This is a genomic window from Stygiolobus caldivivus, assembly GCF_019704315.1.
Taxonomy (GTDB): Archaea; Thermoproteota; Thermoprotei_A; order Sulfolobales; family Sulfolobaceae; genus Stygiolobus; species Stygiolobus caldivivus.
In genome coordinates, this window is sequence record NZ_AP024597.1 from 2,057,173 (window position 1) to 2,082,961 (window position 25,789).

Annotated in this window: 33 protein-coding genes; 12 read left to right on the plus strand and 21 right to left on the minus strand. The window is 38.7% G+C overall.

The genetic code is table 11. The annotated features are described in order from the left end of the window. Window positions 1–3: 3 nt before the first annotated feature. The 7 genes from KN1_RS10150 to KN1_RS10180 form a co-directional block, all read right to left on the minus strand. On the minus strand, window positions 4–573 hold the full coding sequence (locus tag KN1_RS10150) for an adenylate kinase family protein (RefSeq protein WP_221290676.1): 570 nt from the start codon (window positions 571–573) through the stop codon (window positions 4–6). A gap of 14 nt (window positions 574–587) precedes the next feature. Next, on the minus strand, window positions 588–749 hold the full coding sequence (locus KN1_RS10155) for a hypothetical protein (RefSeq protein WP_221287426.1): 162 nt from the start codon (window positions 747–749) through the stop codon (window positions 588–590). After that, complete coding sequence (locus KN1_RS10160; RefSeq protein WP_221287427.1) at window positions 746–1,318, minus strand: rhomboid family intramembrane serine protease; 573 nt, start codon at window positions 1,316–1,318, stop codon at window positions 746–748. The genes KN1_RS10155 and KN1_RS10160 overlap by 4 nt, the downstream gene beginning before the upstream one ends. A gap of 24 nt (window positions 1,319–1,342) precedes the next feature. Beyond that, on the minus strand, window positions 1,343–1,945 hold the full coding sequence (locus tag KN1_RS10165; RefSeq protein ID WP_221287428.1) for a zinc metalloprotease: 603 nt from the start codon (window positions 1,943–1,945) through the stop codon (window positions 1,343–1,345). A gap of 40 nt (window positions 1,946–1,985) precedes the next feature. Next, window positions 1,986–2,567 (minus strand): hypothetical protein, encoded by a 582-nt coding sequence (locus KN1_RS10170; RefSeq protein WP_221287429.1) that lies wholly within the window; start codon window positions 2,565–2,567, stop codon window positions 1,986–1,988. Between the two features lie 8 nt (window positions 2,568–2,575). Beyond that, window positions 2,576–2,743: a hypothetical protein gene (locus tag KN1_RS10175; RefSeq protein ID WP_221287430.1), complete on the minus strand. Its 168-nt coding sequence runs from the start codon at window positions 2,741–2,743 to the stop codon at window positions 2,576–2,578. A 68-nt stretch (window positions 2,744–2,811) separates the two neighbouring features. Next, window positions 2,812–3,735: a thiamine-phosphate synthase family protein gene (locus KN1_RS10180; RefSeq protein WP_221287431.1), complete on the minus strand. Its 924-nt coding sequence runs from the start codon at window positions 3,733–3,735 to the stop codon at window positions 2,812–2,814. Between KN1_RS10180 and KN1_RS10185 the strand changes: the two genes are divergently transcribed. Genes KN1_RS10185 through xerA form a run of 5 tightly spaced genes read left to right on the plus strand, consistent with a single transcriptional unit; the run spans window position 3,707 to window position 8,830 of the window. Next, window positions 3,707–4,408, plus strand: coding sequence for a DNA double-strand break repair nuclease NurA (locus KN1_RS10185; RefSeq protein WP_225905651.1), 702 nt, complete (start codon window positions 3,707–3,709; stop codon window positions 4,406–4,408). The genes KN1_RS10180 and KN1_RS10185 overlap by 29 nt on opposite strands. Next, window positions 4,409–6,148, plus strand: coding sequence for an ATP-binding protein (locus KN1_RS10190; RefSeq protein WP_225905652.1), 1,740 nt, complete (start codon window positions 4,409–4,411; stop codon window positions 6,146–6,148). Further along, on the plus strand, window positions 6,145–6,780 hold the full coding sequence (locus tag KN1_RS10195; RefSeq protein WP_221287432.1) for a protein-L-isoaspartate O-methyltransferase family protein: 636 nt from the start codon (window positions 6,145–6,147) through the stop codon (window positions 6,778–6,780). Before KN1_RS10190 ends, KN1_RS10195 begins: the two co-directional genes overlap by 4 nt. A 37-nt stretch (window positions 6,781–6,817) precedes the next feature. Continuing rightward, window positions 6,818–7,906, plus strand: coding sequence for an S-methyl-5-thioribose-1-phosphate isomerase (locus KN1_RS10200; RefSeq protein WP_221287433.1), 1,089 nt, complete (start codon window positions 6,818–6,820; stop codon window positions 7,904–7,906). 57 nt (window positions 7,907–7,963) lie between these two features. Beyond that, on the plus strand, window positions 7,964–8,830 hold the full coding sequence (xerA, locus tag KN1_RS10205) for a site-specific tyrosine recombinase/integron integrase (protein ID WP_221287434.1): 867 nt from the start codon (window positions 7,964–7,966) through the stop codon (window positions 8,828–8,830). Here xerA and KN1_RS10210 read toward each other — a convergent pair. Genes KN1_RS10210 through KN1_RS10225 form a run of 4 tightly spaced genes read right to left on the minus strand, consistent with a single transcriptional unit; the run spans window position 8,827 to window position 12,208 of the window. Then, a complete protein-coding gene (locus KN1_RS10210; protein ID WP_221287435.1) occupies window positions 8,827–9,798 on the minus strand; it encodes a radical SAM protein in 972 nt (323 codons plus the stop codon). The two genes, xerA and KN1_RS10210, sit on opposite strands and share 4 nt — an antisense overlap. Next, on the minus strand, window positions 9,791–10,303 hold the full coding sequence (locus tag KN1_RS10215) for a gamma carbonic anhydrase family protein (protein ID WP_221287436.1): 513 nt from the start codon (window positions 10,301–10,303) through the stop codon (window positions 9,791–9,793). The genes KN1_RS10210 and KN1_RS10215 overlap by 8 nt, the downstream gene beginning before the upstream one ends. Before the next feature lies 1 nt (window position 10,304). Then, complete coding sequence (locus KN1_RS10220) at window positions 10,305–11,309, minus strand: methyltransferase domain-containing protein (protein WP_221290679.1); 1,005 nt, start codon at window positions 11,307–11,309, stop codon at window positions 10,305–10,307. A 26-nt stretch (window positions 11,310–11,335) separates the two neighbouring features. Beyond that, window positions 11,336–12,208 (minus strand): beta-ribofuranosylaminobenzene 5'-phosphate synthase family protein, encoded by an 873-nt coding sequence (locus KN1_RS10225; protein ID WP_221287437.1) that lies wholly within the window; start codon window positions 12,206–12,208, stop codon window positions 11,336–11,338. A gap of 26 nt (window positions 12,209–12,234) precedes the next feature. Between KN1_RS10225 and KN1_RS10230 the strand changes: the two genes are divergently transcribed. The 4 genes from KN1_RS10230 to glnA all read left to right on the plus strand — a co-directional run bounded on the left by KN1_RS10230 (window position 12,235) and on the right by glnA (window position 16,141). Continuing rightward, on the plus strand, window positions 12,235–13,602 hold the full coding sequence (locus tag KN1_RS10230; RefSeq protein WP_221287438.1) for a class I adenylate-forming enzyme family protein: 1,368 nt from the start codon (window positions 12,235–12,237) through the stop codon (window positions 13,600–13,602). After that, window positions 13,595–13,996: a thioredoxin gene (trxA, locus tag KN1_RS10235; protein WP_221287439.1), complete on the plus strand. Its 402-nt coding sequence runs from the start codon at window positions 13,595–13,597 to the stop codon at window positions 13,994–13,996. Before KN1_RS10230 ends, trxA begins: the two co-directional genes overlap by 8 nt. Beyond that, the gene (locus tag KN1_RS10240) at window positions 13,989–14,606 is read left to right on the plus strand and encodes an ATP-binding cassette domain-containing protein (RefSeq protein WP_221287440.1); all 618 of its coding nucleotides are present in this window, start codon (window positions 13,989–13,991) and stop codon (window positions 14,604–14,606) included. Before trxA ends, KN1_RS10240 begins: the two co-directional genes overlap by 8 nt. 110 nt (window positions 14,607–14,716) lie before the next feature. Further along, window positions 14,717–16,141 (plus strand): type I glutamate--ammonia ligase, encoded by a 1,425-nt coding sequence (glnA, locus tag KN1_RS10245; protein ID WP_221287441.1) that lies wholly within the window; start codon window positions 14,717–14,719, stop codon window positions 16,139–16,141. Window positions 16,142–16,236: 95 nt separating this feature from the next. On the opposite strand, the gene KN1_RS10250 is transcribed toward glnA, so the two are convergent. The 4 genes from KN1_RS10250 to moaA all read right to left on the minus strand — a co-directional run bounded on the left by KN1_RS10250 (window position 16,237) and on the right by moaA (window position 19,810). Further along, complete coding sequence (locus KN1_RS10250) at window positions 16,237–17,067, minus strand: DUF7343 domain-containing protein (protein WP_225905653.1); 831 nt, start codon at window positions 17,065–17,067, stop codon at window positions 16,237–16,239. Between the two features lie 24 nt (window positions 17,068–17,091). Further along, the gene (folE, locus tag KN1_RS10255) at window positions 17,092–17,715 is read right to left on the minus strand and encodes a GTP cyclohydrolase I FolE (protein ID WP_221287442.1); all 624 of its coding nucleotides are present in this window, start codon (window positions 17,713–17,715) and stop codon (window positions 17,092–17,094) included. 75 nt (window positions 17,716–17,790) lie between these two features. Continuing rightward, window positions 17,791–18,882 carry a M24 family metallopeptidase gene (locus KN1_RS10260; protein WP_221287443.1) on the minus strand — a complete coding sequence of 364 codons (1,092 nt, stop codon included), beginning with the start codon at window positions 18,880–18,882 and terminating at the stop codon, window positions 17,791–17,793. Then, entirely contained in the window at window positions 18,860–19,810 is a 951-nt protein-coding gene (gene moaA, locus KN1_RS10265) for a GTP 3',8-cyclase MoaA (RefSeq protein WP_221287444.1), read from the minus strand. The genes KN1_RS10260 and moaA overlap by 23 nt, the downstream gene beginning before the upstream one ends. Before the next feature lie 35 nt (window positions 19,811–19,845). Here moaA and KN1_RS10270 point away from each other — a divergent pair, with 35 nt between their 5' ends. Continuing rightward, complete coding sequence (locus KN1_RS10270) at window positions 19,846–20,037, plus strand: hypothetical protein (protein ID WP_221287445.1); 192 nt, start codon at window positions 19,846–19,848, stop codon at window positions 20,035–20,037. On the opposite strand, the gene KN1_RS10275 is transcribed toward KN1_RS10270, so the two are convergent. Genes KN1_RS10275 through KN1_RS10295 form a run of 5 tightly spaced genes read right to left on the minus strand, consistent with a single transcriptional unit; the run spans window position 20,018 to window position 22,426 of the window. Further along, window positions 20,018–20,686, minus strand: coding sequence for a BUD32 family EKC/KEOPS complex subunit (locus tag KN1_RS10275; RefSeq protein WP_221287446.1), 669 nt, complete (start codon window positions 20,684–20,686; stop codon window positions 20,018–20,020). The genes KN1_RS10270 and KN1_RS10275 overlap by 20 nt on opposite strands. Before the next feature lie 6 nt (window positions 20,687–20,692). Continuing rightward, on the minus strand, window positions 20,693–20,854 hold the full coding sequence (locus KN1_RS10280) for a hypothetical protein (protein ID WP_221290834.1): 162 nt from the start codon (window positions 20,852–20,854) through the stop codon (window positions 20,693–20,695). A gap of 22 nt (window positions 20,855–20,876) precedes the next feature. After that, a complete protein-coding gene (locus tag KN1_RS10285; RefSeq protein WP_221290680.1) occupies window positions 20,877–21,764 on the minus strand; it encodes a cysteine synthase family protein in 888 nt (295 codons plus the stop codon). A gap of 39 nt (window positions 21,765–21,803) precedes the next feature. Beyond that, entirely contained in the window at window positions 21,804–22,034 is a 231-nt protein-coding gene (locus KN1_RS10290) for a sulfurtransferase TusA family protein (protein ID WP_221287447.1), read from the minus strand. Next, a complete protein-coding gene (locus tag KN1_RS10295) occupies window positions 22,031–22,426 on the minus strand; it encodes a DsrE family protein (protein WP_221287448.1) in 396 nt (131 codons plus the stop codon). The genes KN1_RS10290 and KN1_RS10295 overlap by 4 nt, the downstream gene beginning before the upstream one ends. Window positions 22,427–22,482: 56 nt before the next feature. On the opposite strand from KN1_RS10295, the gene KN1_RS10300 reads away from it, so the two are divergent. After that, window positions 22,483–23,478, plus strand: a complete 996-nt coding sequence (locus tag KN1_RS10300) for a DUF711 family protein (RefSeq protein WP_221287449.1) — start codon at window positions 22,483–22,485, stop codon at window positions 23,476–23,478. Between the two features lie 62 nt (window positions 23,479–23,540). After that, window positions 23,541–24,590 (plus strand): phosphate signaling complex PhoU family protein, encoded by a 1,050-nt coding sequence (locus KN1_RS10305; RefSeq protein WP_221287450.1) that lies wholly within the window; start codon window positions 23,541–23,543, stop codon window positions 24,588–24,590. Here the strand turns inward: KN1_RS10305 and KN1_RS10310 are convergent. Further along, window positions 24,587–25,756, minus strand: coding sequence for a nicotinate phosphoribosyltransferase (locus tag KN1_RS10310; RefSeq protein ID WP_221287451.1), 1,170 nt, complete (start codon window positions 25,754–25,756; stop codon window positions 24,587–24,589). The two genes, KN1_RS10305 and KN1_RS10310, sit on opposite strands and share 4 nt — an antisense overlap. Window positions 25,757–25,789: the final 33 nt, after the last annotated feature.

A 25,789-nucleotide genomic window follows, 5' to 3' on the forward strand; every position in this document is an offset into this window, starting at 1 on the left:
ATCCTATTCACTAGTTTCATAATCTTCGTTTTTGCTAATAACCTTATCTAATTCAAAGAGTAATAACTGTACTTTTTCATCTCCTAACCAGTCGATTTTCTCACACATTTCTTTTTCAATTTTATCAAGAATTTCGTCCAAACTTTTATTAGAAGTGTCTATCTCACATACTTTGCTAAAACTTTCACTAGCCTCTCTACTTACAATACCTAATATTTCAGCCTCAACGTTTTCAGCTACTTTTAACTCGTTCCAACCCCTTTTTTTGAGCTCTTCGTAGAGTATTAATGGGTTCCTACGAAGGACTATAACTTTGTCAGCCCTAGTAACCAAGGCTGGATAAATTGTCTCTATTACTAAATCTTTTTCTTTCAGGAGAAGTTGGTTCACAAGCAGTTCTGTTTTCTCTTCATCAATAATGTAGGTCTCTCTTTTCTCATCGAATTCAGAATACGCTTTATTTTGGATTAAAAAAGAAGAAAGGTGGATTAACTTAATATTAAGTTTTTTGGCGAGGGCGTTAGCTACTGTGGATTTACCTACACCCGGTGTACCTGAAACTACTATGATCAACAAGGAAAAATATTTCACCAGAAGGCTAAAATTGTTTCTACTACATAAAGCGTTATAGATATGCCTATTAAGAGCAGTTTTATATCCCTATCTCCGCTTCCTTTCCATATCTCATATATCCCGTAAGGGAACATGGCAAGTCCAATGAAGAATAATATTAATTCTATTATATTCACGTAATAGATCTTTGTTCATGTCTCAGTTTAAAAAGTAATAGAGAAAGTAATAACCCTGAGAGCGTGCCCCCTATATGCGCTAGTATATTAACTTGAAGAAAAGGGAAGAAGTCGCTTAATAATAGTGCTGCAACTAAGAGGATAATTCCTCCTTTTTCTCTTTCTTTCATGAACTCATAAAGTGCATAGAAAGCTAGTATTCCAAATATCCCCCCTGATGCTCCAGCCGAAGGTAAGCCATTAGGGTATATTAGTAGGTATAAGATGTTTCCAAATATACCGGTTAGGAAGAATATCAGTAATTCTATTTTCCCTTCTTTAGACCTAAAGAGGTAGTAGATTAGATATAGCGCTATTTCATTAAACGAGAAATCTATTACACTTGGTGTTACCAAAATTGAGGTGACTAGTTCCCAGTAAAAGTGGTATTCTATTATTAGTTCGTTATATTGGATAAGAAAGACCAGATAGAAAGGGTTCAGGAAATACAGTATTTGCCCTATAGCGTATCCAATACCTACCAAGATCATTATTGTTATTGTAGCTGGTAGGGAGAGCTTTCCATCCATTTAACCACTCCTGCATAAAACAGGTTACACGAACAAGAACGTCAACACGAACGATATCAGCACTCCAGCTATCCATACGGTCTTGTTCCACCTAAATACTTTAAAACCGTCTAGGGGTGGTATTGGGATTAAGTTAAAGAACGCTACGTAAGCGTTAAAAGCAAATATCTGGGATAGAATAGTTTCAACTATCGAATCATTATGTATAAAACCGAGGCTTATTAAAGCTAAAAAGGCTATTATCAAATTTGTTAGCGGTCCGAAAAAGGCTGTTTTTCCTTCAAGTTCTTGGCCCATATACCCAAACCTGCAAAATATCGCGGTGAAACCTGATACGAAGATCAGGATTCCTATATGAAGGATACTGCTCAACAAGTTTACAAGTAGCGTTACAGTAAATCCCTTAAAACTTAATACGAACCTTGAGTTACAGCCATAACTACGTGCACTCTGTCTGTGTGCTATCTCATGTGGGACTATTGCAGTTGTCGCTGTCAGAACCGAGATACCGAAATATAAGGGGTTCAGTGAGAGAAATGCTACAGCTAGGGAGAGAATAGCTAAGACGAAAGATAGTGCTTCATTTAGGTCTCTAAATCTCAGTTCAAGATCGTTAATAAAGCTCAAGAGTCATCTTTCAAACTAGTCTCAGCCGTAGCTAAAAACTTTATTGAATCTTTAAATTTGCTGAATATTCGAAATTAGGCGATTCTATACGCCAGATCAAACCTCTTTTCTTATCGTCCATCGATATCATTCTTTCTCTGACAATCCCCTCAAAGCTGACATTAGATAACTTCTTGAAGGCGTTAAATGCTTCAAAGACGGCAAACTTGTACGGGTACGGCATATTTATTTTTACACAGTTTATACTTAGCATGTTCTTCATAGTAGTCAACATAGCTGTGTCGAAGAACTCTGGTTTACTGAAAGTCACTTGCGCGGTATCACCGTAGTTAATTATAGTTACGAAGGTATGTATCTCATCGTTTCCTTTTAGGATCCAAAGCTCAAAAATTGTACCTAAATTACACGGTTCTATCATTCGATGCTCTCCGCTCGTGTAGGAAGTGGAATAAGGTGTTTTTTCTTCTACGAATTCAGACAGAGAATTTACAAAAGCCTTCGGCTTTACACCTACTTTTCTTAACTCTTCTATCACGTGACGGGTTAACCCTATAACGTTGTTATCTTCCGATAGAAACTTAGCGTCACCTTCAATTTTATTTATGTATGCTTCATATTTCACAATATTTTTTATTTTGAGTTTCCGTTTAAATACTTTGCATATAATTCAGCTTCAATATTCATATTTTTTATTAATATAAGTTGGACTAGTTCCTTATCTTTTTCATTTACTTCTGATGTTTTTATTATTTGCTCTACCTCTTCTAATATTTTAACCACTTCACTTAGATCAGGCATGAAAAGAAATAAGCAACAACATCTACTTAAATAATTTGAAAATTACAACTAGTATTACTAACACCTAATTAATTTTCGGTTATCTCCCTGTAAGCTCTTCCAATTTCTATAACTTTTTTTACTACCTCTATTGGGTCTTTCCCGAATACATAAGTGTTTGCCTCTATTCCCTTTCCGCCCAGGTGTACCACACAGTCAAGTTCTGGGCTATAAACTCTCAATATGTCGTTGACGATTTCGTCGTCAGAAACTATTGAGTCTTTAGGTCCTATGTAAGCTACTTTTAAACCCATTTTTTTTATTGCTTTGTCTACCTTATCATCGAATTTTATATTCATCACCGACCTAATCTCACTGTTCCTTATCATCACATTTAGTAAGATTTTAGACAAGTGCTTGCTTGCCCCCCACATAGGTCTAGAAGCAGGAGTAGGTAAGCCCATCACTTTAGTTATCCTCCCTGCTACGGCAATAATATCGTTCTCACTTTTCGCGTTTTGCCTAGCGTAAGCCAAGTTACTCAAGACTTCAGGTATAAGGGGTGTCACGAGTGTATTCTGAACCATAGATAATGCTATTTCCATCTGGTCTTCTTCTTTTGTCCTATATAGGTTTTTACAAATTTCACAGTCTTGAGGTATATACTTATCCTTCTCTTTATGATATTTGCAAAGTTTTAGTTCACTTAGTTCCTTTAAGCCGAAATCGGTCAGGTAATACATAGCTCCTTTTACATCGTTATTAGTTAAGAGGTCTACGAGAGTATTCAATAAAGACGCGACTTCTTCGCTAGAGATCCCCATTTCGTTTAGCTTTTCAATCCCTTTACTTTCATCTTCATCCAAGTACTGTTTTACAGCGGGTTGGGTAACACCTAATAGTCCCGATATTTTGCTCTGGCTCATACCATATTCTCTAAGTTTTTTAGCTAGTAACATCCTAATTGTAGGAGTGAGCTCGTCAGTGATCAATGATAATGGTGTTTTGACCACGGTTATCACATTACCAGGAATACAAAATAAACAGTATAGTTTTAAAGCAATAGATGGTAGTTTCCACGAGCTAAAGACTAGAGAAGGTGATTCAGGTTATATAACGCTTGGAATAGTAAAAGGAAAAATACTAGACTCAGCGTTTGTCATAGACGAAATAAACTACGATGAAGCTATCTGCGTGAAATGTAGCCCTGAGGAAGCAATGAGGGAAATGGAGTACGAAGAAGCCAGAAAGAGCAGGAACGAAGTCGATATTATACTCATGGACAGGAAGTTAAGTTATGACAACCTAGACGTACCGGATAACGTCATTGCGATAGTAAAAGACCCCTCAGTAGTAAATGTCAATGTAGATAAAGAAGAACCTTGGTTGATAGAAGCTTATAGTAAGGGTAAGATCAGGGGCGCTTATTTCAAACTTGTCAATATCTCGTGGGTTTTTCTGGTAGAGACTCCTAGTAACTTACCGTGGAGTGAAATATTATATATCCTTTATGTGCTCGGGACGGAACCCATACCTGAAGCGTTAGGATATAATTATCCCCTATATCTTGCTGATAAAGTTGCTAAGTATTACCGAGATAAAGGAAGTAGAATATTAAACTTTTTGAACAAAAACCCTAGTTATAGGGCTTTTCGCAGCCTAATGGAAAGGAATAGAAGGGGGTAGGTGAGTATTATTTTCTCTGAGGTAGAGGGAAGGTTAAGAGAAATTAAATCATTCACAAGGCCCACGGCTGACGGTAGGGGTTCAGTAACTTTTAGAGTTTTTATTATCGAGATGCCCTTTTCACGTGATAGTCCAATAGATGCTGGAAAACTTTTGGCAGTAGAGACAATAAAGAGAGGTTATTACTTACTTTTAGAGGTTACTGATTATTTTCCCCAACATTACGGTATGGTAAGCCTAGATGGCACGGTACCTCCAGAGTTAAGAGAGGAGATAATGAAGAGAGTAGAAGAAAAATGGGAGAGTAAGGAAGCATGGATAGAAGTTTTTGCATCACCAGTAGGGTACGTAATGAAAGTTGATGGGGACATAGAATTCAGACGCGGATATATCCCCCCTTTACTTGGGTCAAAAGTTAAGCTCTTTACCCAAGAGACGTTTGAGAGGTTTGTATTCTATGAAAATGGGGTGAGTATCGGAAAACTAATTAACGAAAATGTCGAACTCAAGCTTAATATAGAAAAAGCTATAAAATATCATATAGGAGTTTTTGCCTATACAGGTTCTGGGAAATCAAATTTAACTTCTGTTTTGATAAGAAAGGCCTTGAGTAGTATAAAAGACCTTAAGGTCATTATCGTTGATGTATCCATGGAGTACGGTATATTACTTTTAGACCAACTCCTAGCCTACGAATCACGTCTGATAACTCTCGACAGACTGCCTAATAACCAAGTTGATGCTGGGAAAAGGCTCCTAAGGACTCATGTAATCCCTGAAGAGCTCATGGATCAACGGGAACAGCTTAAGACTGCTTTCGAAAAACTGTTTAGTCAAGGTAAATTGCGGAGATTATACATACCTCCTCAAGGGGTCACTTTCTTGACCTATGGAATGCTGATCGAGATGGTGAGGAGCCAGGCTGAGGACAAATACGTTGCTACAGCTCAGAAGCCATTTTTCTTGATGCTGCTTCACGAACTTGATAGACTTATGCGAGAGAATAAACTGAGTAAAGATGATATTGTTGACGAAAACGTAATTTCCTCCCTAAACGAAATAGAGATGAAAGCTAGAGAGTCTGGTGTAAAGGAAAATGCTACTATTTTCTCTTTTATTTCAGCAATTAAGTCGTATATCGAGCTAAAACCGGTTGAAAGTGATGAATATGATGTTGAAAACCTAGCAATTGAACTGCTTGACCAAGACCCTTTGTCACCCAGACTTTTTATTGTAGAAACTCCTAATATGGACGACGCAAGGCTTGTAGTTTCTCTCCTCATTGATCAAGTATTCCTTAGGAGGAAAAGGTCTTTCTCTTCATCACCCGTAATTTTGTTCGTACTAGATGAGGCACAAGAATTTATACCATTCGAGTCTAGGCAGAAAGACTACAGTGAGTACTCTTCACTCGCTGTAGAAAAGTTATTAAGACACGGAAGAAAGTATCACCTCCATGCCCTAATTAGTACGCAAAGATTAGCGTATCTAAACACGAACGTCCTGCAACAAATCCATACGTATTTCGTGAGCACACTCCCGAGGCCTTATGACAGACAGTTAATAGCGGAGACTTTCGGGATCTCAGATTCACTTATAGACAGGACTTTAAACTTTGATATAGGGCAATGGCTGCTTGTTAGTTTTAAAGCAGCCTTAAAGGAAGATATACCTATAATGTTTTATGCGGATAATAATATAAACGAGCTTAGGGAAAATTTATCTAAGGTACTCCGGTGAGTGAAAAGGAAGAAGTATTTAACTACTTTTCTCGGCTTATCAATTCTAAAGAACTCCTTGACGCGTTTAAAAGAGTAGACAGAATTAAATTTATCCCCGAACCGTTTAAGTCCTTAGCTTACTCTAAAGACTATTTAGATAAAGCAATACCAATAACGAAAAATTACAACACTACCGCACTATCTCTAGGTATAATGATGTTAGACCTCCTGCAATTAAGGAGCGGGGATAAAGTCTTGGAGATAGGGACTGGGAGTGGTTACTACACCGCATTGATAGCTGAGGTCGTGGGTGGTGAAAATGTCTATTCCATGGAATATGATATTGAAGCTTATTCGTTAGCTAGGGCAAACCTTTCAGGATACGCTATTAACTTAATATTAGGTGACGGGAGTATTGGATATGAAAAAGCTAAACCCTACGATAAGATCGTAGTTTGGGCCGCTTCTCCCACTTTTCCTTATGCCCTATACGCGCAACTCAGAGACCGCGGTATTATGGTAGTCCCCATAGCTGACAGTGAAAATAAGCAGGGGCTTTATAAGATAGTTAAAGGTAATGAAGCTTTTATAGTAAAGGTATCTGACGTTATATTTTCCAGATTAAGGGGCTTATGCGGATACTGGTACTAACTTCTAATTTTTTAATTTTAAGACAGATTAGTGAGTGATGGTATCGGTAAAAGAAGTTAAAGAGATGTTCAAACCGAAGCTTAAACCAATAATATGGGATGATAATGAAAACAAACTAACAGTCCTTGATCAGTCTGTACTACCTTTTCAAAAGGTATTTGTTGAGCTAAGGACTCCAGAAGACGTTGCAGACGCAATAAGATTAATGAAAGTCAGAGGTGCACCCGCAATAGGTATAACAGCTGCTTATGGGATGGTATTAGCTGTTTTAAGGGCTGAAAACCTAAACGACGTCATAAAACTCATGCATGACGCTAAATCGGTAATGGATAAGGCTAGACCAACAGCTGTTAATTTATCTTGGGCTACGTCATATATGCTAAACCGAGCAAGAGAATATATAGAAAAGGGTGAAGCTAAAGACGTCAAGGAACTAATAACCCTCCTAAAGAAAGACGCTAATAAGATCTTTGATGACGAGCTAGAAGCTGAAATACAGATGGGGCTATATGGGCTCGAAAAGCTCAACCCCGGAGATGTAGTCCTTACCCAATGCAACGCAGGGGGACTTGCTACAGGTACTGGGTTAGGCACGGCTCTAGCCCCGGTTAAGCTCGCACATATACTCGGGATAGACGTATCCGTGATAGCCCCTGAGACGAGGCCTTGGTTACAAGGGAGTAGGTTAACAGTCTACGAACTGATGGAAGAAGGGATACCGGTAACACTAATCACGGACACAGCTGTAGGTCTGGTCATGTATAAGAAAATGGTTAACAGTGCTATGGTAGGTGCGGATAGGATCTTAGCTGATGGTCATGTATACAATAAGATTGGTACCTTTAAAGAGGCTGTAATAGCCCATGAAATGGGTATACCTTTTTACGTCCTTGCCCCCGTGTCCACTTTCGACCTGAAGAGTTCGGTAGATAATGTAAAGATAGAGGAAAGAGATCCTGATGAAGTCAGGACTGTTAGAGGGGTCCCAATAGCACCGGAAAACGTAAAGGTTTTCAACCCAGTCTTCGATGTGACACCGCCTAAATATATTACAGCAATTATAACCGAAAAAGGGGTAATATATCCACCTTTTGATAAAAATGTAAGGAAAATTATTGAAAAATGATATTACTCCAGTTTAAGCCCTATTTTTTAAAAATTCAGTTCACAAAGACATTAGGTAATGAAACTCCAGTTAGGGAGTGCTGACCCTTATACTCCCGACCCGTTCAACGACTTTATTAACGCTCTAACTATATCGGGTGCGAGTGATAACACCATAAGAATATATTCTATAGCTATAAAAGATTTTCTAGATTTTATTAAAAAAGATCCCAGAGAGGTGACTTCAGCCGACCTCAACTCTTGGATTATGAATATTTTGAGGCGAGAAACTAGAGATAAATCTGCCGATAACAGTATCGAGAAGAGACGTAAAAAGACAGTAACTGCTAGGTTGTATGTGATCGCGGTGTTAAGGTTCCTAAAATGGTTGGGGAAAGACGTTAAACCCACTATTCCTAGGGTAAGGAGGTTAGAAGTTAAGGCGTTAACCGAAGATCAGATAGAAGTACTTATGAAAAACTTGAGAAGGACTAGAGATAAGCTTATAATTTCCTTACTACTGGACACGGGTTTACGTGCTAAAGAGTTACTTTCGGTTAAGGTATCTGATGTTAACCTGAGTAACAGAAGTATAGTAGTTAGGAATACTAAGAACGGTGAAACCAGAGTAGTCTTCTTTACGGAGAAGACGGCTAAGTTACTCTTAGTATATTTAGAGAAGTATAGGCCCAAGAAAGACGACCGTTTATTCGACTTATCCTATTATGCTCTATATAGAAAATTAAAAAGGCTCGGAAAGAAGCTCGGGGTCGACCTTAGACCTCACATATTAAGGCATACGTTCGCTACTAATGCTATAAGGAAAGGTGTCCCGTTGCCCATAGTCCAGAGGCTACTGGGTCATAAAGACATAAGGACGACACAGATATATACTCACTTGGTCAACACAGACATTGAGGAAATGTACAAAAAAATATTCGGCTAACCTCTCCCTAAAAACCTCCACTTAGCCATTTCTGCCGCATAACTCAGCAAATCTGTTAGACTGTTAAAAGTAGAAGTCTGCAAGTGTAGGTACTCAAACTTAGCCTGGTTAGAGAGCATATACCTTTGTAAGTCTTTAACTACCGGTTTTTTCATAATATCGTTCAGTTTTTCCTTAGACAAATTACCTACAATTTTTCCGTTAATGTCGTCAGGATAGGGCAAGTCGCCATTAGGATATACGGTTATAGCATAACTCGTCACTTTTTCAGCTACTTTTTCTCCTCTTAACGCTTTTATAAATCCCCATGAGTTATTTAGAGTAGACCCATATTTTTTCTTTAAATCTGATAAAACCTTATATAGTTCTTCTGGATCTGGTGCCAATTTGACCTTTGATGTAGGGTAGTCAATGGCAGGAAGGATGACTATTTTATAACGGCATTCGTGGACTTTCTTTACCTTTTCCTCTAACTTACTTAGGTTATATCTAGTCACGACTGTCTGAACGTTTACCTTTAGTCCGTATTCCCTAAACTTACATAACGTGTCGTACGCTTTCACATTCCAATGGTACTCGTCTATTGAATAGTGAAGGAAGTCTATTCTGTCAGCGAGCTTTGCGAGGAAGCCCTCATCGCTTAGTCTGTACCCGTTGGTCGTGAGCATAACGTAGAACGAACCGTCGTGTGCATATTCTAAAAGTTCTAATATATCCGGTCTTATAGTAGGTTCTCCTCCTTCAAAGGAGAGGACTACTATTGAAGAGTCCCTCATATTGTCTATAATTTTCTTTACTATTTCGGTTGGCGCTTCACCCAGTTCCCCAGAATAATATGCAGGTAAACAGAAAGTACAATGCAAGTTGCATCTGGACGTGACCTTGAATGTAGCATAGCCAGGTTTAAACGGGTCCTTTAAAATTTGTGTGTCAAAAAACCACTTTAGGGCCTTTAAATCTCTATTCACGTTTTAAAAACCTCCTTGTATGTCTTAGATACTCTTCGGCATTCTCATTAATTAACCTTATTTCTTCTTCGCTTACTTTTCTAATCACCTTTGCTGGGACACCTACAGCTATACTGTAAGGCGGTATCTCCTTACCTTGGGTTACCACTGACCCAGCACCGATTATAGAGAACTCACCTATTTTAGAACCGTTAAGTAAAATAGAACCCATACCTATTATTACGTTAGAACTTATTTTGGCCCCGTGGATTACAGCATTATGGCCTATACTCACCCTATCACCTATCTCTACTTTATATCCTGTGTCCGTATGGATTGAAGTGTTCTCTTGGACGTTACTCTCTTTACCTATCCTAATGGAATCATTATCACCTCTGATTACTACGTAATGCCAGATACTAGTTAGATCACCTATTTCTACGTCTCCTATTATATAGGCTGTAGGGTGAACGTATGTCTTCTCAGAAACCCGGGGCTTTATGCCCATGTATTCTTCAATCGGCATACTAATTTCTCTTTCTCAGTTTAGCAATAAAAAACCCAGTCATATCGTGTACTATTGGGTGGAACCTTATGACCTCTTCTACCTCAAACCTCGAGTCATTGACTACGTCTTCATTTTCTAAAGAGGTCATCGTACAGGTAGAATAGACTACCACTCCATCCTTTTTAAGTATCTTATAGGCTGAGTTTATGAATTGTCTTTGGTATGAACTTAAGTTCAATAGATCCTCTTTTCTCTTTTTGTCATAAACTTTGGGCCTTAGACCTAAGGCGGAGCAAGGTGGGTCTATCAGGACTTTATCCACATTCTGTAAGTGGAAGTCCTCATACAAGTAACGTGAATCCGCCTTGTATACTTGAATACCTTTCATTCCTAACGTATCTAGCCTTCTTTTCAACTCCTCGACCTTTTTTGTAGTATGGTCAAAACCAATTACCCTGCTGCGTGGTTGGAGTTGAAATACGTGGGTGAGTTTACCGCCAGGGTATGCGGTCATATCTATTATTAGTTCATTTGGCTGAGGGTCTAAAATATGTGCTACGTACATCGAGGCTTTACCTTGAAGTAGGAAATAGCCCTTTTTAAGCCCCTCATATTCAGAAAGTTGAGGTGCTGTATATAGTGTATTTGTGACTTTAACCATACCATCCGGGGTCAATATTCCTTCCGCTACTAGTACTCCGTTTTCACTTATTACTGAGACTTCCTTTCCGTTTCCAAGGATTTTCTTAATCCCCGGTCTATATACGTTAGCCCCTGTCATAACGCTTTCCGCCGTCCTCTTGTCTACTACTACTTTTGTATCGTGCTCAACTATTTTATTAGGACCTCTTACTTCTACATACATAGCTTCTTCGAAGTCTTCATCAGGCCTCAGAAAGGGCATTTCTTCAGATAGTGAACTGGTAGAGGTCTTCAATGTATTAACTCTTACGTAAAGTCGTGAATTAGGGACTAGTAATGAGCTCAAAAGCTCGTTGAGTTTGGTACCGTATACTTTTTTCAGCTCCCCAATTACGAAATCGTCGTAGTCTAGTCTTTCGACCAAACTACTTTAGCCCCCTCATTATTAGGTTCTGATATAAAACCGCCAAAATAAGACACTAGTTCTTCCCCCTCAGTCCTACTACTTACAAATGTATAAACGGCTGGTCCGAAAGAAGAAATACCTGCTGGAAATCCTTTAGTTTCGAGTTTTTTCATTAATTCCCTAACCTCTTCTGTCTGTAAGGACACCTCGACCCTTTTAAACCCTAACTGCTGAATTAACTTAATGCTTTCTAATACTTCTCCCAGGTCTTTTTCTATTATGTTGGGGATTAATTTCATATATACGACCCTAACTAATTTGTCTATCTCTTTCGCCTCTTTCTTAAATGCGTCTAATTCTTCTTTTCCGAAGATCCTCCTCCCTCTAGCTGGGATATTAACGTAAATGTACCAAGGGAAATCATACCTCGCAATAAGAGGGGGCGGTGGTGCAGTAGAAAAGTCAGAAGGAGCTACTTCCTTTTTTACTTTTAGTGAATGTCCGCCGTCTACAATAAACCCACCATACTTAAACGCATAAACTCCTATTCCTGAAGTCCCACCCCTCCCCACCGCTCTGGCTAACTCTACCACATCAGCGTTCTTTAGGTTGTATTCGGCAGATAATTTTGCTAGGCTTAGCCTGAATTGTGTGGTGTGGCCTAACCCTATATGTTCTTCATAGTCTTCGTGTACGCAATAGCCCGGTAAGGGATAAGGTAAAGGGAATTCAGTTTCTTTTTTACAATTACCTTCACTTACCACGATCTTCGGGTATTTCAGTGCTACTCCTACTCCCCCGTCTATCCTTCCGTATTTTCCCTCAAGGTCGAGGAGAGTTATATGTATTCTGGATAACCCAATAATTTTTATCATTTGTGATCACTTAATATTTGACAGTTATGAGCTTAGCTCAGCTAGTTTATAAATGGTATAGGGAGAAGCCAAACCAGACGTTCCTGATAGAAGGCGATAATAAATTAACATACGAGCAAACAGCTAAAGAAGTAGCTAAGCGGGCGTCTTCCATCAGTGCTGGGGATACTGTAGTCCACATAATGTTCAACTCGGTCGAATCTACTCTTACCTATCTAGCCTCTTTCTGGGCTGGTGCTAAAGTAGTAGCTGTAGACCCCTTAACATCAGCGGAAGATTTAAGGTTTATCCTAGAAGATACAGCTCCAGATATAGTAGTCGCTGACAAAGAAATAATAGAAAGAGAAAGGAAAACATTCGAAGGCTATAAGGTAGTAGAGTCCCTCCAAAAGAATGAGGTGTTTAATCCACCTTATGATTATACCGAAACTGAAGTAGGTCTAGTTTATTACTACGCAGGCATAGCTGGAAGGACTATGCAAGTACTACATAGTGCAAAAAGGATGGAGCTGAATGCTCTTTCTCTATATAGAGTATCTAAACTGAGAGACGTAAGGGGAGTGTTAACTGTTCCGTTGGCTCATGTACTCGGTAATAGTGTATTGGGAGTGGTGTTAGAGGCTGGGGGCAGTATGTATATAATGCGTAAGTTTAACGCTAATGAAATGGTCCAAGCGGTCGGAAAATACTCCATCAATTACCTATCCACAGTCCCTATGGTTTATGACGCTCTTAATGAACTGGAAAACGCTGACCTAAGCAGCCTTGAATTATGTGTAAGTACGGCTGCACCCCTCTTCCCACCTACGGTAAATAAGTTCAAAGAGAAATACGGTAAAAACATAGTCCAACAATACGGGTTTACCGAGGGGTTCGTCCTTACTTTTCAGCCTCAAGAATTTGCAGACGTTATAAGTATAGGAAAGCCGCTACCAGAAGTTGATATTAAGATAGTAAAAGAAGACGGAAATGAAGCTAAGCCGAGTGAGGTGGGCGAGCTGTGGGTTAAGGCACCTTGGCTGATGCTCGGCTATAAGGACGCTGATGAGACAGCTAAGGTGTTTGTCAACGGTTGGTTAAAGACCGGTGATTTGGTCACTTCAGATGAGAGAGGGCTCCTATTCTTTAGAGGTATAAAGAAGAGGATGATCAAATATAAAGGGTATCCGATATTTCCTAGAGATCTAGAACTTATCTTAAAGTCCCATCCCCTTGTTATTGACGCTAAGGTCGTAGGAGAAGATGCGGGCACTGCTGGACAGCAGCCCGTGGGTAAAGTAATTGTAAAAGAGAAGAAACCTGACATAGAGAACGAACTATTAAACTACGTAAATAGTAAAGTAGCATTTTATAAGAGGCTTAAGAGAATAGATATTGTGGATAGGCTTGAGTGAACTCGATGAATTGGTAAAAGAATTATCTAAGAAGTTAGAAGAAAAAGCTAAGAACGTTATAAACCCCCAGGACGTTACTGTTACTATAACCGATTCAAACATAGATGATATCCTATCTAAAAACAATGTGGTTTTTATCGACTGTTGGGCTCCTTGGTGTGCCCCGTGCCACCTTTATGAACCTATATTTAAGAAAATTGCCGACAAATACAAGGATAAAGCCACATTTGGCAGGCTTAACGTGGACGAGAACCCAAAGACCGCCGATAAATACGGTGTAATGAACATCCCTACTACTTTAATATTTGTCAATGGGAAGTTAGCAGACCAGATTATAGGTGCTGTAGAGGAGGAGATGCTAGAAGATTATGTGAGGAAATATATAAATGCTTGACGTTAAAATTAAGAAAAAGTTAAATAATTTTGTCTTAGATAGTGAAATTAACGAGAAAAGTAAAGTAATAGCGATATTCGGCAAAAACGGTAGTGGTAAGTCAACACTCCTTAAGTTGATAGCTGGCTTTCTAGAACCTGATGAAGGCTATATTAAAATTGATAATCAAGATGTTACAAAATACCCCCCGTGGAAAAGGAGAATAGTGCTAGTTACCCCTGAAAGTTATTTACCTAACTTGGTAGTGAAAAAACACTTGTTATGGGGGATTAAAAACAAAGATAAACTCAATGAGGTCTTGCAGGACAACAGAATACGAGGCTTGCTTTCGTTCAATGAAGAGACCTTTAAGAAAAAAGCCAAAGAGTTAAGTTTAGGGATGAGGCAAAGGCTTTCCTTAGTTACGGCTCTTCTCTCATCTCCTAGGTATATCCTTGTTGACGAATCTTTTGCTAATATCAATAATAAGAAGGATTTCATGAACGAGTATATAAGCCTTACAAGAGAGAGAGGAGTAAACATAATATTTGTTTCACAAGATATATCTGACGCTGAATTCGCTGAGAGGAGTTATTGGATGGAGAATGGTGTTTTAAAACTGATGAATTAATTTTTAACACTTACACAATTCGTAATGAAGAAATGTATATAAACTTTTAAAAACTTTTAATAAAATGACGCAATATCTTTTTAAACAGATTTATTGAATATGTGGACAATATGCCAGAACTTCCTAAAACGCCTTCAGAAGCAATGGATTTCTTAAAGAAAAATAATATTAAATGGGTAGACCTACAGTTCACAGACTTACCTGGCAGACTACAACACATAACTATTCCTTCAGCAGACTTCTCAGAGGAATCATTTAAGACAGGTTTCGGTAAACTGGATGGAAGTAGTATAAAGGGCTTTACTTCAATTTATGAAAGCGATATGGTACTAAGACCGGTTCCTACAACTATGTCACTTATACCTTGGACTCCCGGAGTAGCTAGAGTTATAACTGAAGTACATTGGGGAGGCGGAAAGGGCAGGTTTGAAAGAGACCCGAGGAATATCGCAGAAACAGCAGAGAAACATCAAGAATCAGAAGGGTATACTAGCTTCTTTGGTCCTGAATTAGAGTTCTTTATATTCGATAAGGTTGAGCTTGATGCGTCTTTACCGCAGAGCGGGACTGGGTATAAAGTCTACGCTAAAGAAGCTCCCTGGTCCAAGAATGGAAGTTTTATAATTAGATATAAAGAAGGTTACTACCCTGCTCCACCAGTGGATCAAGTGATGGATGTAAGATTAGAAGCAATAAATACTCTAGTTGACTATTTCGGGTTTTATATTGAAGCTACACATCACGAAGTAGCCACAGCAGGGCAAGGGGAGATAGATTTCAGGTTCTCAACTCTAGTAGATACAGCTGATAAAGTTCAGACCTTAAAGTACGTTGTCAAGAATGTAGCAGCGAAACACGGCATGGTAGCTACTTTTATGCCCAAGCCTATTTACGGAGATAACGGAACCGGGATGCACACTCACTTTAGCCTGTGGACAAAAGACGGGAAGAAAAACTTAATGTATGATCCTAATGATGAATATGCGGAACTAAGCCAGATAGGCAGGTATATCGTAGGTGGGTTATTAGAGCACGGAAGGGCTTTATCAGCAATTGTATCTCCTACCACGAATAGTTATAGGAGACTTATTCCGGGCTATGAGGCCCCAGTTTATTTGGTGTGGAGTAAGTCTAACAGAAGTGCAGCAATCAGGATACCCGCTTACTATAGAGGAATGGAGAAGGCTAAAAGGTTAGAGTATAGACCACCAGACCCTTCATCTAACCCGTATCTAGGGTTCTCAGCAATGCTCATGGCAGCACTAGATGGTATAAAGAAGAAGATAGACCCCGGCGATCCAATAGACGAGAACATATATCATATGAGTGAAGAGAAGAAGAAACAGTTAAGGATCAGAGAACTGCCTAGGTCGCTAGACGAAGCGTTAGACGAATTAGAAAGTGACACCGAGTTCTTAAAGCCTGTATTTAATTCGTCCATTCTAAGTGCTTATATAGACTTAAAGAGAGAAGAAGCAAAAGTAATGCAACAATACCCGCATCCCATGGAAATATACTACTACCTAGACGTTTAAGGTAGATATATGCCACTTTTTCTCATATTTTTCCTTATTTCGTTAAGATCGAGATAGGGATCGAAGACGTAATTTTCGGCTGACTTTTTAAGTATTTAGTAATCTATATTAACTACGTTTGAATAATCCTGGATCCATCTGTCTTTTTGAGATAGAAAGTTTGTGAATGCTTGCTCATAAATACCTCTAAAGAATTCGGGATCTAAGTCATTTCTGATAGCAAGTGTACAGCAGTGTAAAGGTTCAAATCTGTGTATAATCCTGAAACCCTCATTAGCTAAGATAGTAGCATAAGGTTCCCAAATCGATATCTTTTTTACTTCTCTTCTCTCAAGTGCGTTTATCATATCATCTGGACTCGAATACTCTACTAATGTTGCCTCTGGGTCATAAAGCAATGACCAGAGCTCCATACTAGATAATGAAGTTGAAGCTATAGTATTACATGAGTAATCCCCTATTATCGCCCCTCCTCCTTTAGCTCCCCCCGCAATAATTTTAAAGTTACTAAAGATCTTCTGGAATAGAATTTGAGTTATAACAGGTGAAAGGGCTATATCTATTTTCCCAGAAGACAAATCCTTTGTAACATCTAGACCGTTACTGTAAACTCTCACTTCTACGTGATAGCCCTTCTCTCTTAGTACTTTCATAAACGGTACTATGAACGGGTACTCTGCAGCTTTTATTATCCCTATGGTCAGGAACTTCTTAGGTGAAAGCTTGACCACCAGGTTTCTACCAGCTAACTTTTTCCTTTCGATAATACCTTTTCTCTCTAAGTCAGTAAGAATTTCCGACACTCTACTCTTAGAAATACCAGATAAACTTACTAGATCTGATTGGCGTAACTCCCCGTATTTTTTAATAAGTTCTAAAATTAATGAATAACTACTATTACTGTTAAGAGTGTTTTTCTCACTCATTTAACATAAAAAATTTTCTCTTCCCTATAATAAAGTTGATCTCTTTGATGTCTCTAAGAGTCTGAAAACATAGTTCCTCAAGGACGCATTATTCTTAAATACTCCTCTAGTAGCTACAGAGGTCAGTGTTGCTTCTTTGTCCTTTACTCCTCTAACGTATGCACACATGTGGATAGCGTCTCCTATAACCATTACTCCTTTTGGCTCAATATCGCTTGACATTATAGCATCGGCCACTTGTTCTACTAATCTCTCTTGTATTTGTAACCTTGATGCATAGTAATTAACTATCCTGATAATCTTACTAAACCCGGCCACTTTTCCACTAGGTCCTACTACATAGGCAACGTGTATCTTACCTATGAAAGGTAGCATATGGTGCTCACATAATGAAGAGAAAGACACGTTCTTTACAAGTACTATTTGATCCTCTTCACTACTCCTGCTCCTATCCTTTAATGAAAACACCTTAATATTAGGCTGAGGCGTCCTTATCCCTGATGTCATCTCTAGTAGTGCCTTAGCTACTCTTACTGGTGTCTCTTGCAGTCCTTCTCTGTCTGGGTCTTCACCAAGCAGTTCAATTATCTCTCTTACTCTTTTTGCTATTTCCTCTACTAACTTTTCTTGGTTCAGGGTTTCTTCCATAACAATAGATTGATAGCGTGTGTCGAAATAAAAAGTTTGGTTCAAAAAAATTTGTTAAGGTATAAAAAGCTAGATTTACATATATTTATAAGTTGTTTCGAGGACTATAGGTTTCCTCTTCGTAACTATGATAGTGTCTTCGATTCTAATACCAAATTTTCCTTTAATGTATATCCCAGGCTCAACGGTAATGACCATATTCTCTTTCAATATGTCATTTGAAGCAGGCGAGATAGCAGGGTATTCGTGGACTTCAATCCCGACCCCGTGCCCGGTAGAGTGAACAAAGTATTTCCCATAACCGGCTCTTTCAATTACTTTCCTAGCTGTTAAGTCCACATCCGATGCCTTAACTCCTTCCCTTACTGTATCAATAGCCTCCAATTGTGCCTGTAGTACTATCTCGTAAATTTTCTTTATTTCATCAGAATTTCCTTTAATAAAAGTCCTCGTACTATCAAAACAGTAGTTACGGTATCTTGCCCCTATATCTACGACTGCATTGTCGTTATCCCTTATTACTTTATCACTTGGGACATGGTGAGGAAAAGCTGAGTTCTCTCCAAAAGCTACTATGGAGGGAAAAGCGTAGTCTTCAGCTCCTTCGTTCCTCATTGTCATATCTATCAAACCTGCCACTTCCCTCTCTGTAATCCCTGAGTTCTGTATCTTTTCACTACCTATTCTCATCGCCGACGTGGTTATATTCCCAGCCTTCTTTATTAGTTCTAACTCATCATCTTCTTTAATAGCCCTCATAACGGCTAATTTTTTAGAAATATCAACGAAACTACTCACTTTATCTTTAAATGAAATATAAAAGGAGCTTGAGGAATTGACAATGTCGACCCCTATTTTTTTGTCAGGTTCAAGTCTACTAGTGATTGCTTCGATTAGACTTCCTTTAAATATCTTATCACCAGCCAAGGTATAACTATATGAAAGTACTTCTATCTTATCTCCTACCTTTGTCTCTGCCCTATTTTTCTCTAGGACTGGTACTATCAATGTAGGGATACCGTTACAGTACACCAGTGCTACGGCATTTCCTATATCGGTAGTAATATAATCATACCCAGTGAGATAAAAAATCGTAGCACCGCTTAATACCACACTACACTGCAGTCCTTCTTCTTCCATGACCTTATCTAATTTGTGCAACCTCATCCTTTTCCACTCTAAATAAAAAGTTAGGCTCTCTTATTGATATAGCTAACCTATATGCGTTCCTTAATCCCTCTATTTTCTCCTCTTCATCATACTCTCCACGCAATATATCGAGTATATCTACTGTCCTATCTTCTTTGTAAAGGCACGTCTTTAGCTTACCATCTACCGTCAGCCTAACCCTATTACATCCTGCACAGAAGAACGGATTTGCATAAGGTTTAACTACTTCTACCTTAATATTTCCGTACTTATATCTTGGCCTATTATGCTTATTCCTAGTGCCTAAAAATTCACCCTTTTTCTTTAGGATCTCTTCTATTGAATCCAGAGATATGTGGTAATTAAATGAGTCTTTGCCTAGACCTACAGGGTGTAATTCGATTAAGTGTATTTCATCTACTCCAAGATTTTCTGCCAATTCAATTACATTAAAGACTTCGTTTACGTTCCTCTTAGTGACCACAAAGTTAAGTTTAACGGGTTTTAGGCCTACCCTATTACATTCCCTTATCCCTCTTATTACTTTTTCAAAACCGTCTACGGCAGTTATCTCCTTGAATAATCCGGGCGAAGACGCGTGTAAGCTTATGTTAACTCTATCTAGCCCGGCTTCTTTCAGCTTTCCGGCAATTTTATCCAATATAAACCCGTTAGTAGTCATAGACACTTCGCTAATCCCTACCTCCTTAAGTTTGCTTATTATTTCAAATATGTCTTTCCTTAATGTAGGTTCTCCCCCTGTTAACTTAACTGTGGTAATCCCGAACTCTTTTCCTATTTTGGCTACTAGTGCTATTTCGTCAGCGTTCAGCCCTTCCCCATTATTACCTTCTCCTTCCATATGACAGAAAAAGCAGGAGAAATTACACACGTGAGTGAGTGTTACTCTGAGGTCTTCGATTGGTCTCCCGTATCTATCTTTCATTACTTTTTTATTTGATTTAATCCTAATAAGTTAGGATGAAGGAACTATTATGTCCTAGATGTAATATTAGAATGGATTTTATAGGTGAAGCTGAAAATAGTAGCGACGGAAAAAAGGTCGTGAGATATTTTTATAGGTGTCCTGCATGCGGTACTAGGATAAACGATGAAGAAATAGTAATAACAAAAGATAGTACACAAGGTGTGATTATAAGTATTTCTCAATAACTTTTCTAAAAGTAGAGAAATGGAGAAAAGGTATTAAGCTGATCAATCCTATTGATCTTAACCCGAGAAGTTCTTCTGCCTGGTTTTTTGACAGCCCATAACTAGAATAAACACTGTCTATAGCTTTCCCGAACATAAGGGGGTCTTTAATGAATGTGTATGCAATAGAAAAAGATAAGACTAACAGGTCCCAACTCCTATAAGATATATCGTTTGAAGTTATTGCCTGTTCTGCATCAATCACTGTTATCCTACCCTCAGATACTATGAAGTTTTCCAGTTTTGTATCTCCCATGACGAAGCCTTGTTCATGTATATATTTAATTGCCTTACCTAATTTCTCAAATTGCTCAATCTCCTTAATTTCTTCCCCATCTATAAACTCTCTATATAAGCAAGTTTGCTCTAGATCGAAATCTATTATCCTAGGGGTTTTGATACTGTCCCATCTATAGGTTAAAAAATTTATTTCCCTGTTCATTCTCTCTCTAGGGTCTGAACTATACGGGTAATTTCTAAAAGAAGGAGATATAAAATACCATTTAAAGCTAGTTGAAGAGTTATAGCACTTCATCACTAGTTTTTTATCCTCTACAGCGACGATTTTCGTCTGTACGTAAATATCCCTGAAGAAGTCCTCCAATCTCATTATGATTTAGACTACGGCTTTTATTCTTATTAATTCGCCGTCATCGTAAACTTCTTCTTGTTTGAGCTTCGAAATCTCTTTAATATTGATATCTCTAGGCGAAAAATCCAATATATCTCCATTTTTGTTTAAAATTAATATTACTTCGGTCACGGAGTATATATTCATTAGTATTTCCTTAAAAAACTATTTACGTATATTGGGAGAGTTCGTTCACGTACTTAAACGCGTCATCTGGAAAGATAAGCACTGTAGCCTCGGGGTCGTCTATTAGCCCTAATTTTTTAAAAGCAGCTACAGTAGCACCAGAACTTAGACCTATCAAAATCCCGTTCTTTCTTGCAACTTCCTTTACACCTTCTACGGCTTCCTTAAGAGAGACGTCTATTAGGCTATCTACTTTAGCCATCTTAAAGAAGTTATTATCTGGCGTAACCCTCTTTATCCCGGGGATCCTTTCTCCCTCTGCAGGGTGTACACCAATAATTTCTATGTCAGTATATTTTTCCTTAAAATACTTAGCTATACCGACCAAGTGACCAGCAGTACCAGCCGTAGCGATAATCCTCTTTAAGTTTATCCCGGAATTTCGGCATTGCGTGTCTATTTCTTTAGCCGTAGTTTCATAATGTGCCATTACGTTTATCTCGTTATTAAACTGGTCAAGGTGGGTATATCCTCCAAATCCGCTCAACCTCTTTACCAAGGGGAGCAGGTCATTGGTGGATGAGCCTGCTGAGACCACTTCAGAGCCTAATAGCTTCATCATCACTGGGAATACTGAAGGTGCGGTAGAAGGTACAAAAACCGTAAATTTTACGTTATAGACGGCGGAAAGTGCAGATAGTGCTATTCCAGTATTTCCTGAAGTCGCTTCTACCAGATGCTCTGTCTTTCTCTTTAGCGCCTCCTTGAAGAGAAAGAGTGCTGTCCTATCTTTAATACTGTGGCTCAGCGGGTTGTAAAATTCGAGTTTTGCCCACACGTTTTTCCCTATACTTAACTTAAGTAACGGAGTAGGCCACATCCCTTCCATTAGTTCTATTGCATTTGTGAAAACATGGAACTCCTTTGACACAATATTGACCGCCAATTATGTTTAATTTGAATGTCAAATTTAAGCATTATTATCTCTCTTTACAACTTTCATCCTAATCACGAACTTATTTCCCTCTTTACTCCAGCCTAGATATTCATTATTGGTCTCTCTGCACCACTTTTCTAGTTCCGTTACAGCAGCTTCCCATTTTGTCTTAACTATTATCTCCTCTCCGTCTTTAGCTTCTCTAAAAGCCCTCAAAACGTTTACTAGTACTACGGGGCATACATCTTCACTATCAATTATCATAGTGACAACACCACATCCGATTCTCTAGCCTCGGTTAAAAACGTAATACTCCCGGATAGTTTAACACCTTCCTTAAGGTCTTCTTTTCCAGCCCCTATTACCTTAAGTCCTACCTCATCAACGTAAAACTCTACCCCTTCCTTAATTGCCTCGTCTAACATTTTTTCGGCGTCAGTAATTTTGAGCTTTTTCATCTGTAACTTAATGTAAAGTCTGGCAAAAAAGGGCATATCGAATTTAGGCTTTGAAGACTTCAGAAACATGGCTACAGCTTGTGATACTACGAAAACTTTAACATCCCAGCTAAGGGCTTTAGCGGATATAGCTAAAGTAAGTGCGTGGTATAGGGCATCTAGGTTATTGTTCGACAGTAAAATTGTGAGTTTAGGCATCAGAAATAGATCATGCTACACTAAACTAAAATATTTGTCAAATGTAAATGAACAATATGAAGTTAAGGGCCCTTACGATTTTCTTCGTATCGGGCAGTACGGATAACCTAGTCAAATACGTTCAGTACTTCCAGCAAGTAAAAGAAGAAATAGTATGGACCAAGAGAGTAGCTTTCCCCCCTGAGGTGGAGAGCGTCGATAAGTGGGTAAGCCAAATCCCTTCAGTACAAGGTATTATTTATTCTGTCATCCATTTAAAGGCTAAAAATAAATTAGAAAAGATAGTCGATACACTGTCCACTGATAAGTCATTTTATGGCTCGGTTCTGCTCAACGATCCTAAGTATGCAGAGGATGTAGCCAAGTTCATATACTCATTAGACCCCGAGATGGCAACGCGTATAGCAGTCCTTATAAATGACGATTTTCTCACTACTCCCTACTTTCCCGTAGGGAGTGCTAATACAATTAACGACTCACTTTCCTCTTCATTAATTTATGTGAAAGAGTTCTCGGACGATAGGGCTGAAAGGGCACTCGCGTTTGCGGATGAGTTTACAAAGAAGACCGGTAAGGAAATGGGGCTCCGGTATTTAGGGATCGATGCGTCTTTATCCCCATGGATGGAAGAAAGCGTGGGTAAGATAATAGAAGACGTAAGTGGTGAGAAATTGTTCTCATTAGGGCATCTCTCTACTGTGTCTAGTTTAAATAGGAAAATATTCGATCTAGTGTGGAAATTGAAGGTTACTCCTATAGGTTTTTCAGAAGTTATGTTACCCGTAGCTGAAGACAATGTCCTTATGGAAAGAGTTAGGGAAGGTTTTCTTAAATTATCTCAGCTCATGGCGCTGACTTCTGTCTGTGTGGCAGGTCTTGATATGGTCGCCGTGAACAGGGACTTAGAATTATACAAAAAAATTATCAAGGACTCAATAGCTATACAGTTTACTAAAAGAAGACCTTATGGTATTAGAATAATTCCGTCGAGTGGTGAGGGAGAAATTTACCTTAAAGAGTATGGCAAAATACCCGAGATTAAAATAATCTGATACACATTTAAACTACTTTTATAAACTTTACAAATATATATAACATAGGTCAGTGAGTAAAAATGGAGGTTCGTAGAGTTCAGAAATTTGGTAAATCAACACTTATGGTCTCATTACCTGCAGAGTGGGTCAAAGAAGTAGGTTTATCTCCAGGAGAAAGTGTATACCTTGAGGTAGATGAAGACGGTAGCCTAAAGGTATACCCACCTAATATGAAATTACAGAACGCTTCAAGGGAAGTAAAGGTCATACTGTCAAACAACATAATGCCCGAAATAGTAACAAGAATAATATACGGTTTATACATATTAGGTTTTGACAGAATAGAGATAGAAAGTAAAGATAAAATGTTCAGTGAAGACATTCTGAGGAAATTGAAAGAGTCAGTAAGGAGCCTAATCGGTTACGAAATAACAGTCCAAAACGTGGACTATATCCAAATCCAATCGTTCCTAGACCCTACCAAATACACTATGACTAGCCTATTAAACAGGTTAATTAATAACCTGAAGCAGATGCTCCATTACCTTAGCCTAGGGATTAAAGAAGGGAGCAGGACGTTCCTCCAAGAGACAGTGGAACTAGAAAAAGAGGTCGACAGACTTTACTACTTAGCCTTAAGGCAATTAATACTCTCCCAATCTAACCGTAGCCTTGCTTATATGATAGGAGTCAAGAGGATCCAGTTAATAGGGAATAGGATATTGATCAAGGCAATAGAAGAGTCGGCGGATGAGATTAGCGAAGCAGCTACGGACTTGTTGACATTAACTCCCCAAGAACTTGAAGAAGTCAAGAACTATTGGAATAATATGTTCGACCTAATAGAACAGTCTACTGTAATTATCGATCACACAATGAAAGTGCTCACTAAAGAAGACTCAAAGCTAATAAACGAGACTATGGAGGAGTTAAGGACACTAAGGAGAGTCCTAATTAATGAAGCAACTAGTATTGAAAACTCTACGTCGAACATAAAAGACTATAGGATATTGATAGCGGTCAGGTCAGTCAATTTAAGGCTTTATAACGCTATTAGAAGAATGGAACCTATAGTAGAAATAGCATTCAATAGGAGCTTGGAGAACAGCAAGGAGATCATTATAGATTAATCAGGTAGCTTTTTTATCTGGTCGAGTACGTACTCCCTTATTTCCTTTGCAGTAGGTAAAGTAGTAACTATCTTCCCCTTCTCCATCACTTTTTTCAATAAAGGTTTACAATCTGCATTAGGCGGTTGAGAGTCAAGTAAAGTTATAACGTCACTCTCAGGGTTATCACCGCACCTATATACTTGTTTAGCCCCGGGCCATTTACCTCTTTTAGTAAACGGTATCCATTTTCCTTGATCATATTTCTCTACAATATCTGCACTGAAATCCACTCCTTCTGGCGGTACGGCTATACTAGTACCTACGCCAAATCCATCTACAATATCCCGCAGCTGGATAACATCATCTTCATCTATTCCACCGCTAACGAAGATCTTAACGTTACTAAAACCGTTGATATTTAGAGTCCACTTAACCTCTTGAATTATTTTCCTGAAATTACCCCTCCTGCTCGAAGGCGTATCGAGTCTAATCCCATATAACTTATCTCTAAGGAGTTGGGCCGCTTTTAGTGCTTCCGTCCTTTCGTCCTCAAAAGTGTCGACTAGAACTATCCTGGCTACATCAGGTGGCATAGCTTCATCAAAGGCCTTCCACGCTTTTATATTATCCCCCACCGAGAGCATTAACGCGTGGGGCATAGTACCAGAAGGTATAACACCTATAGTCTTTTCATTAAAAGCCCCAGAGACCCCGTCACACCCACCAATATAGGCTGCCCTATCTACCATTGGAGCTATCGCAGGATGGAGAGCCCTTAGCCCAAAGAAGAGGACTGTTTTGTCCATAGCTAGTTTTTTGATCCTAGCTGCTTTAGTAGATATGGTTGAATAGTGCCTGAGGATACCTAGGAGAGCTGTTTCGTATACACCAAAATCCAAGTAGTTCCCTTCAATAATCATAACCGGTTCAACTTCTTTGAACAAAGTCCCTTCAGGCATAGAATAAACTGTAACATCTTTACCCTCGAGCAAGTTTAGAACCTCTTCCAATCCCGTAAACACTGCCCACTGGTAATTCTTAGGAAGACCGTAAGAGTGTATTTCCATCCTGACTTTTATTTCTTTGAGCCCTAAATGCTCAAGGGTCTTCAGAGTCCTGTTAAAATAAATGTCTGTTATTTCCCCCTTTAATATCGATTCCTCATTTGCAATATAAAATCTCATTAACCCTCGAATTTAGAAAGCAAGATTAACTTT

Coding starts and splice junctions, on each gene's coding strand:
- KN1_RS10160 (WP_221287427.1), bottom strand. CDS start 1,318: ATGGATGGAAAGCTCTCCCTACCAGCTACAATAACAATAATGATCTTG.
- KN1_RS10175 (WP_221287430.1), bottom strand. CDS start 2,743: ATGCCTGATCTAAGTGAAGTGGTTAAAATATTAGAAGAGGTAGAGCAA.
- KN1_RS10200 (WP_221287433.1), top strand. CDS start 6,818: ATGGTATCGGTAAAAGAAGTTAAAGAGATGTTCAAACCGAAGCTTAAA.
- xerA (WP_221287434.1), top strand. CDS start 7,964: ATGAAACTCCAGTTAGGGAGTGCTGACCCTTATACTCCCGACCCGTTC.
- KN1_RS10215 (WP_221287436.1), bottom strand. CDS start 10,303: ATGCCGATTGAAGAATACATGGGCATAAAGCCCCGGGTTTCTGAGAAG.
- KN1_RS10225 (WP_221287437.1), bottom strand. CDS start 12,208: ATGATAAAAATTATTGGGTTATCCAGAATACATATAACTCTCCTCGAC.
- KN1_RS10230 (WP_221287438.1), top strand. CDS start 12,235: ATGAGCTTAGCTCAGCTAGTTTATAAATGGTATAGGGAGAAGCCAAAC.
- KN1_RS10240 (WP_221287440.1), top strand. CDS start 13,989: ATGCTTGACGTTAAAATTAAGAAAAAGTTAAATAATTTTGTCTTAGAT.
- glnA (WP_221287441.1), top strand. CDS start 14,717: ATGCCAGAACTTCCTAAAACGCCTTCAGAAGCAATGGATTTCTTAAAG.
- KN1_RS10250 (WP_225905653.1), bottom strand. CDS start 17,067: ATGAGTGAGAAAAACACTCTTAACAGTAATAGTAGTTATTCATTAATT.
- folE (WP_221287442.1), bottom strand. CDS start 17,715: ATGGAAGAAACCCTGAACCAAGAAAAGTTAGTAGAGGAAATAGCAAAA.
- KN1_RS10260 (WP_221287443.1), bottom strand. CDS start 18,882: ATGAGGTTGCACAAATTAGATAAGGTCATGGAAGAAGAAGGACTGCAG.
- moaA (WP_221287444.1), bottom strand. CDS start 19,810: ATGAAAGATAGATACGGGAGACCAATCGAAGACCTCAGAGTAACACTC.
- KN1_RS10270 (WP_221287445.1), top strand. CDS start 19,846: ATGAAGGAACTATTATGTCCTAGATGTAATATTAGAATGGATTTTATA.
- KN1_RS10275 (WP_221287446.1), bottom strand. CDS start 20,686: ATGAGATTGGAGGACTTCTTCAGGGATATTTACGTACAGACGAAAATC.
- KN1_RS10280 (WP_221290834.1), bottom strand. CDS start 20,854: ATGAATATATACTCCGTGACCGAAGTAATATTAATTTTAAACAAAAAT.
- KN1_RS10290 (WP_221287447.1), bottom strand. CDS start 22,034: ATGATAATTGATAGTGAAGATGTATGCCCCGTAGTACTAGTAAACGTT.
- KN1_RS10295 (WP_221287448.1), bottom strand. CDS start 22,426: ATGCCTAAACTCACAATTTTACTGTCGAACAATAACCTAGATGCCCTA.
- KN1_RS10300 (WP_221287449.1), top strand. CDS start 22,483: ATGAAGTTAAGGGCCCTTACGATTTTCTTCGTATCGGGCAGTACGGAT.
- KN1_RS10305 (WP_221287450.1), top strand. CDS start 23,541: ATGGAGGTTCGTAGAGTTCAGAAATTTGGTAAATCAACACTTATGGTC.
- KN1_RS10310 (WP_221287451.1), bottom strand. CDS start 25,756: ATGAGATTTTATATTGCAAATGAGGAATCGATATTAAAGGGGGAAATA.